This window comes from Aeromonas sp. s10, from assembly GCF_040907975.1.
GTDB lineage: Bacteria > Pseudomonadota > Gammaproteobacteria > Enterobacterales > Aeromonadaceae > Aeromonas > Aeromonas caviae.
Genome location: NZ_JBFOCV010000043.1, coordinates 130,457 through 144,051, shown reverse-complemented (window position 1 = coordinate 144,051; position 13,595 = coordinate 130,457). Strand labels below are relative to the sequence as shown.

Genomic DNA, 13,595 nt, shown 5'->3' with positions numbered 1-13,595 from the left:
TAACCGTTTTTTATTAGTTTTTTGTTCCAGTTGTCAGGTTTCAGAGCAGTTAAAATCAGAGTCTTGTCAGGTAAAAAGTGCTTGCCCAATAAAAATCACCGTGCTAGTTCTAATAGCCATTCGCGGCAAGCTCCGCTCCCATTTCACAGGATTTCCGGTTGTAACTATGAACATGGCCTCCCGTTTCGTCAGCATTATTGTGGTCCTAGTGGTGATTATTATCTCACCGCTCGGGGCTCGTTTGGCTGCACGGAACAAGGGATAGACCCACCACCGGACAGAACGAAACAAGCGACCCCCGAGCCTCACGGCCCGGGGGTTTTTTTTCGACCAAAGGACAGGATTTTCCACATGAACGGCGCGCAGTTTTTGGTACAGGCTCTCAAAAAACAGGGTGTGACCCAGGTGTTTGGTTACCCGGGCGGGGCCATCATGCCGGTCTATGACGCCCTGTATGACGGTGGCCTGGCCCATCAGCTCTGCCGCCACGAGCAGGGTGCCGCCATGGCTGCGGTGGGTTATGCCCGCGCTTCCGGTCAGGTGGGGGTCTGCATCGCCACCTCTGGCCCCGGCGCCACCAACCTGGTCACCGGCCTCGCGGAGGCACTGCTCGATTCGGTACCGCTGGTGGCCATCAGCGGCCAGGTGCCCTGCGCCGCCGTCGGTACCGATGCCTTTCAGGAAGTGGACGTGCTCGGCATGTCCCTCTCCTGCACCAAGCACTCCTTCATGGTGACTGACCCGGCGGATCTGGGACGGGTCATTGCCGAAGCCTTCGCCATCGCCACCGAAGGGCGTCCGGGCCCCGTGCTCATCGACCTGCCCAAGGATGTGCAACTGGCCGCCGTTCCCTCTCAAAGCCCGCTGTTTGCCGTGGAGGAACCCGACCCCCTGAATCCGGCCGAACTGACGGTCGCCCGTACCCTGCTGGCCGGAGCTGAGCGTCCGGTACTCTACGTCGGCGGCGGGGTGGGCATGGCCAATGCCGAGCAGCAGCTGCGCGACTTTGCCGCCACCACGGGGATGCCGGCGGTCACCACCCTCAAGGGGATAGGTGCCCTCGACCCCGACAGCCCCGTTTATCTGGGCATGCTCGGCATGCACGGTACCAAGGCCGCCAACCTGGCGGTACAGCAGTGCGATCTGCTGGTGGTGGTAGGCGCCCGTTTCGATGATCGGGTGACCGGCAAGCTGGAGGAATTTGCCCCCGAGGCGAAGGTGATCCACCTGGATGTGGACGCCGCCGAGTTCGGCAAGCGCCGCGCCGCCGATGTGGGGATCACCACGGATCTCAAGCGTGTGCTGCCCGCCCTGGCGATGACGCTGACCCTCGACCCCTGGCGCGAGCACTGCGCCACCATGGCTCGGGAATACGCCTTCCGCTACGACCATCCGGGTCAGGCCATCTACGCCCCGGCCCTGCTCAAAGAGCTTTCAAGCCAGCTGCCTGACACCAGCGTGGTGGCCTGCGACGTGGGTCAGCACCAGATGTGGGTGGCCCAGCACATGCGTTTCAACAGCCCGCGCAACCACCTCTCCAGTGCCGGCCTCGGCACCATGGGCTTCGGCCTGCCCGCCGCCATCGGCGCCAAGATGTCGCGCCCCGATGACGAGGTGGTGCTGGTGAGCGGGGACGGCTCCTTCATGATGAACGTGCAGGAGCTCGGCACCATCCGCCGGGCCCGGCTCAAGGTGAAGATGGTGCTGCTGGACAACCAGCGCCTCGGCATGGTGCGCCAATGGCAGGAGCTGTTCTTCGACGGTCGCTACAGCGAGACCAATCTGTCCGACAACCCCGATTTCGTCGCCCTGGCTGCCGCCTTCGGCATTCCCGGCGAGACCATCACATGCAAGGAAGAGATAGGTCCGGCACTGGATCGCCTGCTGGCGAGCGAGAGTGCCTATCTGCTGCATGTGGCTATTTCAGAGGAAGAAAATGTCTGGCCCCTGGTTCCGCCAGGAGTCGCCAACCACAAGATGATGGAGCAACGCCCATGAACCAGCTCAATACCAGCACCCTGGAAATCCATGCCCAACCCAGACCCGAAGTGATGGAACGGGTGCTGCGGGTGGTCCGTCACCGCGGTTTCAATCTCTGCGCCCTCAACATGGAGCAGGATTGCCAACAGTTGCGGATCACGGTTACTGTCGAATCGGTACGTCCCATCCAGCAGTTGTGGAGCCAGCTGGTGAAGCTGGTGGATGTCTCCCGGGTCGATGCACTGGAACAGCAACCCCGGATCAGAGCTTAAGGAGCCAAGCCAATGTCACAGCCTTCCCAATCCGCCGCCCACCCCCAATACATCTGGTTCAACGGCAAGCTGGTCCCCTGGCAGGATGCCCAGGTGCATGTCATGAGCCATGCCCTGCACTATGGCTCCTCGGTGTTCGAGGGGGTGCGGGCCTATGACACTCCCAAGGGGACCTGCATCTTCCGCCTGCAGGAGCACACCCGCCGCCTGTTCGACTCCGCCAAGATCTACTGGATGGACGTCCCCTACAGCGAGTCTGAGGTGAATGAAGCCTGCCGCACCGTGGTGCGCGAGAACGGCCTGAAGAGCGGCTACCTGCGCCCGCTGGCCTTTGTCGGCAACGTGGGGCTGGGGCTGCATCCGCCGCTGGATGCCAAGGCCGACCTCATGGTCGCGGCCCTGCCCTGGGGCGCCTACCTCGGTGAAGAGGGGTTGAAAAACGGAGTGGATGTGTGCGTCACCTCCTGGAACCGGCTCGCTCCCAACACCATCCCGACCGGTGCCAAGGCGGGGGGCAACTATCTCTCTTCCCAGCTCATCAGCCGCGAGGCCAAGCGCAACGGCTTCGCCGAGGGGCTGGCGCTGGATGTGAACGGCTATCTGAGCGAAGGGGCGGGGGAGAACCTGTTTCTGGTGAAGAACGGCGTGCTGTTCACCCCGCCCGCCACCGCCGCCATCCTGCCCGGCATCACCCGCGACACCATCATGACGCTGGCGCGCGACTTGGGTTACGAGGTACGCGAGCAGGCGCTGCCCCGTGAAGCGCTGTACGTCGCAGACGAAATCTTCATGACCGGCACCGCCGCCGAGGTGACCCCGGTGCGCTCGGTGGATCGGATGAAGGTGGGCGCCGGTTGCCGTGGCCCGGTGACCGAGCAGTTGCAGAACGCCTTCTTCGGCCTGTTCAACGGCAAGACCGAAGACAAGTGGGGCTGGCTGACGCCGGTCAACGACTGATGAGAGCGGGGAGGCGTCACGCCTCCCCGAGTCGCTTCCGGTGAAGGCTCCCCGAGGTGCCTTCACCAGGATCGATTCCCGATCCGCGAATCACACATTCATGTTGAAAGACAATGCGCCCCAGGGGCATTCAGGGAGTAGAGACAATGCCGAAGTTGAGATCCGCCACCACCACCCACGGACGTAACATGGCCGGGGCCCGCGCCCTCTGGCGTGCCACCGGCATGACAGATCAGGATTTCGGCAAGCCCATCATCGCCGTGGTCAACTCCTTCACCCAGTTCGTGCCCGGTCACGTGCACCTCAAGGATCTCGGCCAGCTGGTGGCCCGGGAGATCGAGGCCGCCGGCGGCGTCGCCAAGGAGTTCAACACCATCGCCGTGGATGACGGCATCGCCATGGGCCACGGCGGCATGCTCTATTCCCTGCCGTCCCGGGAGCTCATCGCCGATTCCGTGGAGTACATGGTCAACGCCCACTGCGCCGACGCCATGGTCTGCATCTCCAACTGCGACAAGATCACCCCGGGGATGCTGATGGCTGCCCTGCGCATCAACATCCCGGTGATCTTCGTCTCCGGCGGCCCCATGGAAGCGGGCAAGACCAAGCTTTCCGACCAGATCATCAAGCTGGATCTGGTGGACGCCATGATCCAGGGCGCCGACCCCAAGGTCTCCGATGCACAGAGCGATCAGATCGAGCGCAGCGCCTGCCCCACCTGCGGCTCCTGCTCCGGCATGTTCACCGCCAACTCCATGAACTGCCTGACCGAGGCACTGGGTCTCTCCCAGCCGGGCAATGGCTCCCTGCTGGCGACCCACGCCGATCGTGAGCAACTGTTCAAGCTGGCGGGCCAGCGCATCGTCACTCTGGCCAAGCGCTGGTATGAGCAGGACGATGCCTCGGCACTGCCGCGCAACATCGCCACCAAGGCGGCGTTCGAGAACGCCATGGCGCTCGACATCGCCATGGGCGGATCCACCAATACCGTGCTGCACCTGCTGGCGGCAGCCCAGGAGGCGGGCGTCGACTTCACCATGGCCGACATCGACCGCATGTCCCGCAAGGTGCCCCAGCTGTGCAAGGTGGCGCCTTCCACCCAGAAGTACCACATGGAAGACGTGCACCGCGCCGGCGGCGTGGTTGCCATCCTGGGTCAGCTGGAAAAAGCGGGCCTGGTGCACGGGGATACCCGCAACGTGCTGGGCACTTCCCTGGTGGAGCTGCTGGCCGAATATGACGTCAGCCGCAGCAATGACAAGGGGGTTCACGACTTCTACCGTGCAGGCCCTGCCGGCATCCGTACCACCAAGGCGTTCAGTCAGGATTGCCGCTGGCCCGAGCTGGATCTGGACCGCGCCGAGGGGTGCATCCGCTCCTTCGATCACGCCTACAGCCAGGAAGGTGGCCTGGCGGTCCTCGCTGGCAACCTCGCCCTCAACGGGGCCATCGTCAAGACCGCCGGGGTGGACGAGGAGAACCTCACCTTCCGCGGCCCGGCCCGGGTATTCGAGAGCCAGGAGAGCGCGGTGAGCGGCATTCTGGACGGCACGGTGAAAGCCGGTGAAGTGGTGGTGATCCGCTACGAGGGCCCGAAAGGGGGCCCCGGCATGCAGGAGATGCTCTATCCCACCACCTATCTCAAGTCCATGGGATTGGGCAAGGCGTGTGCCCTCATCACCGACGGTCGCTTCTCCGGCGGTACCTCGGGTCTCTCCATCGGTCATGTCTCCCCGGAGGCGGCCTCTGGCGGCACTATCGGTCTGGTGGAGGATGGCGACATCATCAACATCGACATCCCGGCCCGCAGCATGGTGCTGGAGGTGGCAGACAGCGTGCTGGCTGCTCGTCGCGCCGCCGTCTCTGCCCGTGGCTGGAAGCCGGTCGATCGTCAGCGCGAGGTCTCCTTTGCCCTGCGCGCCTACGCCATGTTCGCCACCAGCGCCGACAAGGGCGCGGTGCGCGATCGCACCCTGCTGGGGGAGTGAGAGGATGAACTGTCATGATATGGGCGCATTGCGCGCCCTTCGCCACGAGACGGGGGTATAAACCATGGTCTCTGCGGCGGATTATCTACGCAAGGTACTGCTCTCCCCCGTCTACGAGGCGGCGAGGGTCACCCCTTTGCAAACCCTGAAGAAACTCTCCGAGCGGCTCGGCAATCACGTCAGCCTGAAGCGGGAGGATCTGCAACCGGTTCACTCCTTCAAGCTGCGCGGCGCCTACCACAAGATCGCCACCCTGACCCAGGAGCAGAAAGAACGCGGCGTCATCGCCGCCTCTGCCGGCAATCACGCCCAGGGGGTCGCCCTGTCGGCCGCCAAGCTCGGCATCAAGGCGATCATCGTGATGCCCAAGACCACGCCGGACATCAAGATCGACGCGGTGCGCCGTCAGGGCGGCAACGTCATGCTGTTTGGCAACAGCTTCGATGAGGCCTACGGAGAGAGCCGCCGACTCGCCGAGTTGGAGGGCTACACCCTGATCCCGCCGTTCGACGACGTCGAGGTGATCGCCGGCCAGGGCACCATCGGCAAGGAGCTGCTGGAGCAGGACACTCACCTCACCCACGTCTTCGTGCCGGTGGGGGGCGGCGGCCTGGCCGCCGGGGTGGCGGTCTACATCAAGCAGCTGCTGCCGGATGTGAAGGTGATCGGGGTGGAGGCGGAGGGGTCCGCCTGCCTCAAGGCGGCGCTGGCGGCCGGCGAGCCGGTCAATTTGGAGCGGGTCTCCCTGTTTGCAGACGGGGTGGCGGTCAAGCGCATCGGCGAGGAGACCTTCCGCCTGTGCAACCAATATCTGGACGAGGTGGTGACCGTCTCCAACGATCAGATCTGCGCCGCACTGAAAGACATCTTCGATGACTGCCGCGCCATCGCCGAGCCGTCGGGGGCCTTGTCCCTGGCGGGACTCAAGGCTTACAGCGAGCGCGAGCAGGTCAAGGGTGGTCGGATGGCGGCCATTCTGTCCGGCGCCAACGTCAACTTCCACAGCCTGCGCTACGTCTCCGAGCGCTGCGAGATCGGTGAGAAGCGCGAGGGCATGCTGGCGGTGACCATCCCCGAGCGCAAGGGGGCCTTCCTCGACTTCTGCCGTCAGCTGGGGCCCCGCATGGTGACCGAGTTCAACTACCGCTACGCCGATGCCGAGCAGGCGTCGCTGTTCGTTTCGGTGCGCCTCACCGGCGGTGACGAGGAGCTGGGCCAGATCATCGATCAGCTCGGCGGCAATGGCTACCCGGTGGTCAACATGACCGAGAGCGAGCTGGCCAAGAACCACGTGCGCTACATGATTGGCGGCCGCCCGGCCCGGCCCCTCGGTGAGCGTCTCTACAGCTTCAAGTTCCCGGAGCAGCCGGGGGCCCTGATGCGCTTCCTCGAGACCCTGGGCTGTCGCTGGAACATCAGCCTGTTCCACTACCGCAACCACGGCGCCGACTACGGCCGGGTGCTCTGTGCCTTCGAGCTGCCGGACGAGGACGTGGCGGCTTTCCACGATTACCTGCACGAGATTGGCTACGGCTGGAAAGAGGTGAGCGAGGATCCCGCCTACCGGCTGTTCCTGGCGAGCCAGGGCAGTCAGTGAGCGGGGGCCATCCCCTTGCCAGATGAAAAACGAAGAGCCCGGCTCTTCGTTTTTTTATGGGCAACGCGCCGGCCCCCATGATTGGGGGCACGGTGGCTGATAATGTCGCCAATATCACACTCCTGAGTCCCTGGTCGTTTGAGGCTGGTTGCAGATGGGATAATCTGAATGCGGGGCATGGGTTCAGGGCCCCGTCAGGGAAGAGAGACGCAGCCGCGTCATAACAATTCATTGCAGGGGCTCATCCATGAACAGATCTATGCTCGCCGTCCTGATCGGCGCTTTGATGGCAACAGGGACGGTGCAGGCTGCCGCCCAGGACAACACCTGGTATGTCGGCGGCAAGGCCGGCTGGTCAAATTATTACGGGGTGGATTACAACGCTCAGGTCGAAGAGCTGTTCGATGCGACCAAGGTGAACGAGAACAGCGATGATCTCGGTCTGGGGCTGTTTGCCGGTTATCAGGTGAACAGAAACGTGGCGGTTGAGCTCGGCTATGACTGGCTCGGCAAGTATCAGGTGGACAAGCACTACTCGGGCAACGGAGTTGATTTCGCACTCGATGGCGAGGCCAAGGCCCAGATGGTGCAGGCCACCATGAAGATCATCCTGCCTGCAACCTCGGCACTGGATATCTACGGCCGTCTCGGGGGGGCCTATGCCTGGACCGAGAGCTCACTCAACGTCAGGGCCAGCGATGGCACCAGCAGCCTCTCCGAATCCCATGAGGGCAACAAATATCATGGTGCCGCCTTTGTCGGGGCGCTGGGGGTCGAATACGCCATCGACAAGGATTGGGCCGCCCGCCTCGAATACCAGTACACCACACCCCTTGGCAAGACTTCCCTCGACGAGTCAGGCATCGAGATGGACAACGGCCTGCTGTCGGTCGGCATGCTCTATCGCTTCGGCCAGATCGGCGACGAGCCGGTGGCACCAACGCCTGCGCCCGAACCTGCGCCCGCCCCGGCCCCCGTGCTGGTGGAGAAGCAGTTCAGCCTGGATTCCGATGTGCTGTTCGAGTTCAACAAGGCGACCCTGAAGCCGGCCGCCAGTCAGGCCCTCGACAACCTGTTTGCCCAGATTCTGGCGGCCAATCCGAAAGACGGGGTGGCGACGGTGATCGGTCATACCGACCGCATCGGCTCGGAGGCCTACAACCAGTCCCTCTCCGAACAGCGTGCCCGCACGGTGGCGGATTATCTCATCGCCAAGGGATTGTTTGCCGACAAGGTGCGTGCCGAAGGGCGGGGAGAGTCTTCGCCCGTGACCGGGGGCAGCTGCCCTGATGGCGCCAAGGCGCAGATGATCGCCTGCCTGGCCCCGGATCGCCGGGTCGAGGTGCGCCTGACCGGGGTCTCCCAGGTCGCCGAATAAGCCATCTTTGCCTTGCTATTAAACAACGAGGGGGCCAAGGCCCCCTCGTTGTTTATGTGGGTGTGAGCCGTGACGTTTGCAGCCGCTTGGCGCAATGACTCACCATGATCAGCAGCAAGGCGCCGGGCAGCACTGTTTGCCAGAGGAAAGGCCAGGACTGGGTGGTGAGCATGATCAACAGTGGATTGGCTCCGGCGGGGGGGTGGATCAGCCCCAGTCCCTGCATGAGTGCAATGGACAGGCCCACACCCAGCGCCAGCTTGAGTTCCATCGGTAGCGGGAGCAATTGCACCAGCAACCCCACGGTGGCCGATAGCAGATGGCCTCCCAGCACGTTCTGCGGACGGGCCAGCGGACTGTCCGGCAGGGAAAAGAGCAGCACACAGCTTGCCCCGAACGGTGCCATCAACAGGGTTGACTGCCAGCCCATGTCCAGCCAGCCGAGCAACATTATGGCCAGGCAGGCACCGAGCCCTGCCAGCCAGGCACTTCGCCATCGTCTTGTTTCCATCTCCTGTCTCCTTGTCTGTGCCGGATCACTTGATCCAGCCTGCGACATTAGGTAGACAGATCGGTGTACTTCAAGAGGAAAGTCACCATGAGCGAAAAACGGCAACAGCTGATGACGACAGCCTATCGGTTGTTCAATCGTCACGGCTTTCACGCCACCGGCATCGATCGCATCTGGGCCGAGGCGGGCAGTACCAAACGTACCCTCTATCGCCACTTCCCCACCAAGGATGCCTTGATCGAAGCCGTGCTGATGGCGCGGGATGCGGAGTTCTTTGCCCTGCTCGATGCCAGGATGGATGGGGTGTCGGGGCGGGAGGCCAGGTTGCTGGCGCTGCTCGATGGCTTTGCGGACTGGTTTGGTCGCAGTGACTTCTACGGCTGCAACTTCATCAACGCGAGCGCCGAGTTCTCCGATCCTCGCCATCCGGTGCGCAAGCTGGTGGTGGCCCACAAGCGGGCGTTGCTGAACTGGGTCAGGGAGGCCCTCGAATGCACCGAGGTGCAGGCCACCGGATTATGCCTGCTGCTGGAAGGGGCCGTGGTGATGGCCCACAGCTATCAGCAGCCCCTGGCTTTGGAACAGGCCAGGGTGTTGGCGGAGGCCGTGCTGGCAGAGCCGCGCTAGTTCAGTTCCGTGGGGTCGATATCCAGACTCCAGCGCACCCGCTTGGTCTCGGGCCACCCCTCCAGCTCCTTCACTGCCCAGTCGAGCAACTGGGCCAGCGGTGCCCGGCTGGGCCCCTGCACCAGTAGCTGCATGCGAAACTTGCCCGCCTTGCGCTCCATAAAGCCGCTGATGGGCCCCAGCACCTGCACCTGGGGATAGCGGGCGCTGCGCAGGGTATCGGCGAGGCGACTGAGGAACAGCTGTACCTCGTCGCGGCCGTTGGCCTCGGCCCGGAACAGTCCCTGATGGCTGAACGGTGGCAGCCCCAGCAGGCGGCGCTCTTTCAGCGCCGTGTCGGCGAAGTGGCCATAGCCGTTCTGGGTCAGATCCTGCAGCAGGGCGTGTTCGGGATGGTGGCTCTGCAGCACCACCAGCCCCGGTTTGCTGGCGCGACCAGCCCGGCCCGCCACCTGGGTGTAGAGCTGGGCCAGCTTCTCGGCAGCCCGAAAATCGGCACTGAATAGCGCACCATCCACATCCAGCAGCCCTACCAGAGTCACATCCGGGAAGTGGTGGCCCTTGGCCAGCATCTGGGTGCCGATCAGGATCTTGTACTTGCCCGCTTTGATGTCGCCGAGGTGGGTTTCGAGCTCCCCTTTGCGCCGGGTGTTGTCCCGGTCGATGCGCACCACCGGATATTGGGGGAACACGGTGCCGAGCAGCTGCTCCAGCTGTTCGGTGCCGACCCCGGAGCCGATGAGCTCGTTGCTGCCACACTCGGGACAGTGGTGGGGCAGCGGGCGCACGCTGTCGCAGTGGTGGCAGTGCAGCCGCCGACCGGCCTGGTGCCAGGTGTACCAGGCGTCACAGCGCTCGCAGGCGGCACTCCAGCCGCACTGGTGGCAGATGAGTGCCGGCGCATAGCCCCGGCGGTTGAGAAACAGCATCACCTGGTTGCCCGCCGCCAGGTGCTCGGCCATCAGCTGCTCCAGCTGGGGGGAGAGCCCCGCCTGCAGCCGCACGTTCTTGATGTCGAGGATCACCTGGCGAGCGGTCTGGGCGTTGCCGGCGCGCCGGGTCAGGCTGAGGTGGTGATACTTGCCGCTGCGGGCGTTGTGCAATGTCTCCAGCGACGGGGTGGCAGATCCAAGCAGGATGGGAATGCCGGCGCGATGGGCCCGCATCACCGCCAGATCCCGCGCGTGGTAGCGAAAGCCGTCCTGTTGCTTGAAGGAGCCGTCGTGCTCCTCGTCGATGATGATGATGCCGAGGTCCTTGAACGGCGTGAACACCGCGGATCGGGTGCCGATCAGAATGGCGGCACCACCGTCGCGGCAGGCGAGCCAGGCATCGAGCCGCTCCCTGTCGTTCATGGCGGAGTTCATCGCCACCACGGGCACGTTGAAGCGGCGGCGAAAGCGGTTGATGGTCTGGGGGGTGAGGCCGATTTCCGGCACCATCACCAGCGCCTGCTTGCCCGCCTTGAGCAGGGGCTCGAGGATGCTGAGGTAAACCTCGGTCTTGCCGGAGCCCGTGATGCCGTCCAGCAGGAAGGCACCGAACTTGTTGCTCTGGCTGGTGACGGCGGCCACCGCCAGCGCCTGCTCGCCGTTGAGGCGCAGCCCCTCACCCGGCTCGAAGCGGGTGGCCCAGTCGCCATCATGGCTCGGCTCCAGCGAGCGCTTCTCCAGCAGTCCCTTCTTCTCCAGCGCGGTGAGGGCCGCGCTCTGGATCTCCTCCTGCTTGAGGGCGGAGGGGGTCTGCGGCCCCTTGCGCAGCAAGGCGAGGGCCTGCTGCTGCTTGGCCGCCCGCTTGAGCTCGTTGAGGTCGATGGCCATGCCCGCATCGGTAGCAAACCAGAACTCCAGCTCCCGATAGGCGGCGGGCTCCCCCTTGCGCACCAGCACAGGCAGGGCATGGGGCAGCACCTCCCCCAGCGGGTGCTGGTAGTAACCGGCGCTCCAGGCCATCAGCGCCAGAATGTCGGGCCCCAGCACGGGGGCGCTGTCGAGCACCCTCTTCAAGGGTTTTAATTTGTTGCGGGGGACCTGGCTCTCGGTCGGGTGATCCACCACCAGACCGACCAGGGTCTGCGGGCCGAACGGGATCTCGACCCGGCAACCGGGGGCAGGCAAGGGCAGGGGAGAGAGATAGTCGAAATGACGGCGTAACGGCACCGGCACAGCCACACGAACCAGATCCAGCGTTTGGGAAGAATTCACCAGGGGTTGCCTATTTTTTCTGCGAAGCCACTTGCCTGATCTCAGGCGTTTCCTATATTATTCGCAGCCTTTGAAACTGTGTTCAACAATCGTGTGGTGTCCGACAAGAGATCGGATGGCGACACGGCCTGATAATTGAGGTTGTCCATGAAAGCTGGTATCCATCCTGACTACGTAGCCATCACCGCCAAGTGCTCTTGCGGTAACGTCATCAACACCTTCTCTACCATCGGTAAAGATCTGAACCTGGACGTGTGCTCCGAGTGCCACCCGTTCTACACCGGCAAGCAGAAAGAAGTTTCTAGCGGCGGCCGCGTAGACAAGTTCAACAAGCGTTTCGGTGGCTTGACCTCCAAGAAGTAATCTTGCTTCTGAAGAATTCTGAAAAAGGCGCCCATCGGGTGCCTTTTTTATTGGCCGCCATTCTGTAATTCCCCGCTTTGCCCTATGGTGTGGGCTCAACCAAGGGAGAAGAGCCGATGCGCACATGTCTGGTGATGGGAGCTGCCGGGTACATAGGATCCTACCTGGTGCCCCATCTGCAGGGTCTAGGGTACAGGGTCATCGCCGGGGCCCGTCGTCCCTGCCGTCTGCCGGAGGGGGTGGCGTTTCGCCTCGCCGACAGCCTCAAGCCTGCCACCCTGCCCCCTGCGCTGGCGGGGGTCGACACCGTCTTCTATCTGGTACACGCCATGGGGGCGGGGGCCGGTTTTCACCGGCTGGAGCAGCAGGGAGTGAAGAACTTCGCCGCTGCCGCCCGTGCCGCCGGGGTGCGCCGCATCGTCTATCTCGGCGCCATCCAGCCCGAGCCCTGCAACAGCCGCCATCTCAACTCCCGCCGCTATTGTGGCGAGCTGTTCCGGGATGCCGGCGTGCCCACGGTAGAGCTGCGTGCCGGCATCATCATAGGCCCCGGCTCGGCGGCGTTCGAGGTGATGCGGGATCTGGTGTACAACCTGCCCATGATGGTGACGCCCAAGTGGGTGCGTTCCCGCACGCCCCCCATCGCCCTCTCCAACCTCTTGCACTATCTGGGCGGGCTGGTGGAAGCCGACGGGGTGGACGGCCAGATCTTCAACGCGGCGGGCCCCGAGCTGCTCAGCTACCAGCAGCAGCTCCAGAAATTCGCCGCCCATATCGGCAAACGCTGCCCCATCATTCCGATCCCCTTTTTGAGCCCCCGGCTCTCCGCCTGGTGGCTGCAGTTCGCCACCTCGGTTCCCCAGCCCATCGCCAAGGCGCTGGTGGGGGGGCTCAAGCACGACATCCCGGCGGATGACGGCCCCTTGCGCGCCCTGCTGCCCCAGCATCTGCTCAGCTTCGATGAGGCGCTGGCGGAGAGCCTGGCGCTGGAGCAGAGGCTCGGTGCCGAGCAGCACGGGGAGGAGACGCCCCTTGGTCTGCGCTGGCGCCATCCCGAATATGGCTTCTACGACCGCACCGCCAGCGGGGAGGCGGATTGCCTCGCCGCCCCCGAGGTGGTGTGGCAGGTGTTGCAGCAACTGGGGGGTGAGCAGCGCTACTTCTACATGAACGAGCTGTGGGTGGTGCGCGAATGGATGGATCATCTGATCGGCGGCCCGGCCCGGACCCGGGGGCGCACCAACCCGGATCGCTTCGTGAAGGGGGACATGCTGGACTCCTGGCAGATCCTCGGGGTGGATGAAGGACGCAGGCTGGATCTGTTGTTCAACATGAAGGCCCCCGGCGTCGGTCGGCTGGAGTTCAACATCCAGCCCCTGGAGTCCGGCCTGACCCGGCTGCGGGTGACGGCCCACTGGCATCCGCAGGGGGCCTGGGGGCTGGCCTACTGGCTTGCCATGCTGCCGTTTCACCTCTTCATCTTCCAGGGGATGACGGAGGCCATCGCCCGGCAGGCAGAGGCAAAAGCCGGCATTCCAGTCATGGATTGAAATCGAATCTATAACTAATTGGGTAATTATGGGTGGCATGACATGCTACTGACTAGCGTGTCATTGCTATCCAGCGATATTTTATGCTGTGAAAGGGCGGGGGATTTCTTTATGATCCTCAGCCCTCGCCCGCTGGCGAGCCAACGCATCACTCATTCATTTCCGTAT

11 protein-coding genes are annotated in these 13,595 nt (G+C 63.7%); 9 read left to right on the top strand and 2 right to left on the bottom strand.

The genetic code is table 11. From position 1 onward, the window contains the following. Window positions 1-351: 351 nt before the first annotated feature. The 6 genes from ilvG (at window position 352) to ompA (ending at window position 8,172) form a co-directional block, all read left to right on the top strand. The gene (gene ilvG, locus AB5Y59_RS16485) at window positions 352-1,998 is read left to right on the top strand and encodes an acetolactate synthase 2 catalytic subunit (protein WP_368212366.1); all 1,647 of its coding nucleotides are present in this window, start codon (window positions 352-354) and stop codon (window positions 1,996-1,998) included. Further along, complete coding sequence (gene ilvM, locus AB5Y59_RS16480) at window positions 1,995-2,252, top strand: acetolactate synthase 2 small subunit (protein ID WP_010676086.1); 258 nt, start codon at window positions 1,995-1,997, stop codon at window positions 2,250-2,252. The genes ilvG and ilvM overlap by 4 nt, the downstream gene beginning before the upstream one ends. A 12-nt stretch (window positions 2,253-2,264) precedes the next feature. Next, window positions 2,265-3,209 carry a branched-chain amino acid transaminase gene (locus AB5Y59_RS16475; RefSeq protein WP_039039680.1) on the top strand — a complete coding sequence of 315 codons (945 nt, stop codon included), beginning with the start codon at window positions 2,265-2,267 and terminating at the stop codon, window positions 3,207-3,209. 146 nt (window positions 3,210-3,355) lie between these two features. Beyond that, complete coding sequence (gene ilvD / locus AB5Y59_RS16470) at window positions 3,356-5,197, top strand: dihydroxy-acid dehydratase (RefSeq protein ID WP_043153414.1); 1,842 nt, start codon at window positions 3,356-3,358, stop codon at window positions 5,195-5,197. 64 nt (window positions 5,198-5,261) lie between these two features. Next, window positions 5,262-6,794, top strand: coding sequence for a threonine ammonia-lyase, biosynthetic (gene ilvA / locus AB5Y59_RS16465; protein ID WP_041211987.1), 1,533 nt, complete (start codon window positions 5,262-5,264; stop codon window positions 6,792-6,794). Window positions 6,795-7,041: 247 nt separating this feature from the next. After that, on the top strand, window positions 7,042-8,172 hold the full coding sequence (gene ompA, locus AB5Y59_RS16460; RefSeq protein WP_048209598.1) for a porin OmpA: 1,131 nt from the start codon (window positions 7,042-7,044) through the stop codon (window positions 8,170-8,172). A 52-nt stretch (window positions 8,173-8,224) separates the two neighbouring features. Here the strand turns inward: ompA and AB5Y59_RS16455 are convergent, their stop codons facing one another. Further along, the gene (locus AB5Y59_RS16455) at window positions 8,225-8,620 is read right to left on the bottom strand and encodes an HPP family protein (RefSeq protein WP_368212382.1); all 396 of its coding nucleotides are present in this window, start codon (window positions 8,618-8,620) and stop codon (window positions 8,225-8,227) included. Window positions 8,621-8,770: 150 nt separating this feature from the next. Here AB5Y59_RS16455 and AB5Y59_RS16450 point away from each other — a divergent pair, with 150 nt between their 5' ends. After that, window positions 8,771-9,310 carry a TetR/AcrR family transcriptional regulator gene (locus tag AB5Y59_RS16450; RefSeq protein WP_043153422.1) on the top strand — a complete coding sequence of 180 codons (540 nt, stop codon included), beginning with the start codon at window positions 8,771-8,773 and terminating at the stop codon, window positions 9,308-9,310. Here the strand turns inward: AB5Y59_RS16450 and priA are convergent. After that, window positions 9,307-11,514, bottom strand: coding sequence for a primosomal protein N' (gene priA, locus AB5Y59_RS16445; RefSeq protein ID WP_226044846.1), 2,208 nt, complete (start codon window positions 11,512-11,514; stop codon window positions 9,307-9,309). The two genes, AB5Y59_RS16450 and priA, sit on opposite strands and share 4 nt — an antisense overlap. 147 nt (window positions 11,515-11,661) lie before the next feature. Between priA and rpmE the strand changes: the two genes are divergently transcribed. Both rpmE and AB5Y59_RS16435 read left to right on the top strand, forming a co-directional pair. Then, window positions 11,662-11,877, top strand: a complete 216-nt coding sequence (rpmE, locus tag AB5Y59_RS16440; RefSeq protein ID WP_010676078.1) for a 50S ribosomal protein L31 — start codon at window positions 11,662-11,664, stop codon at window positions 11,875-11,877. A 116-nt stretch (window positions 11,878-11,993) separates the two neighbouring features. After that, window positions 11,994-13,427 (top strand): DUF2867 domain-containing protein, encoded by a 1,434-nt coding sequence (locus AB5Y59_RS16435; protein WP_368212363.1) that lies wholly within the window; start codon window positions 11,994-11,996, stop codon window positions 13,425-13,427. Window positions 13,428-13,595: the final 168 nt, after the last annotated feature.

Coding starts and splice junctions, on each gene's coding strand:
- ilvM (WP_010676086.1), top strand. CDS start 1,995: ATGAACCAGCTCAATACCAGCACCCTGGAAATCCATGCCCAACCCAGA.
- ilvA (WP_041211987.1), top strand. CDS start 5,262: ATGGTCTCTGCGGCGGATTATCTACGCAAGGTACTGCTCTCCCCCGTC.
- ompA (WP_048209598.1), top strand. CDS start 7,042: ATGAACAGATCTATGCTCGCCGTCCTGATCGGCGCTTTGATGGCAACA.
- rpmE (WP_010676078.1), top strand. CDS start 11,662: ATGAAAGCTGGTATCCATCCTGACTACGTAGCCATCACCGCCAAGTGC.
- ilvG (WP_368212366.1), top strand. CDS start 352: ATGAACGGCGCGCAGTTTTTGGTACAGGCTCTCAAAAAACAGGGTGTG.
- AB5Y59_RS16475 (WP_039039680.1), top strand. CDS start 2,265: ATGTCACAGCCTTCCCAATCCGCCGCCCACCCCCAATACATCTGGTTC.
- AB5Y59_RS16435 (WP_368212363.1), top strand. CDS start 11,994: ATGCGCACATGTCTGGTGATGGGAGCTGCCGGGTACATAGGATCCTAC.
- AB5Y59_RS16450 (WP_043153422.1), top strand. CDS start 8,771: ATGAGCGAAAAACGGCAACAGCTGATGACGACAGCCTATCGGTTGTTC.
- ilvD (WP_043153414.1), top strand. CDS start 3,356: ATGCCGAAGTTGAGATCCGCCACCACCACCCACGGACGTAACATGGCC.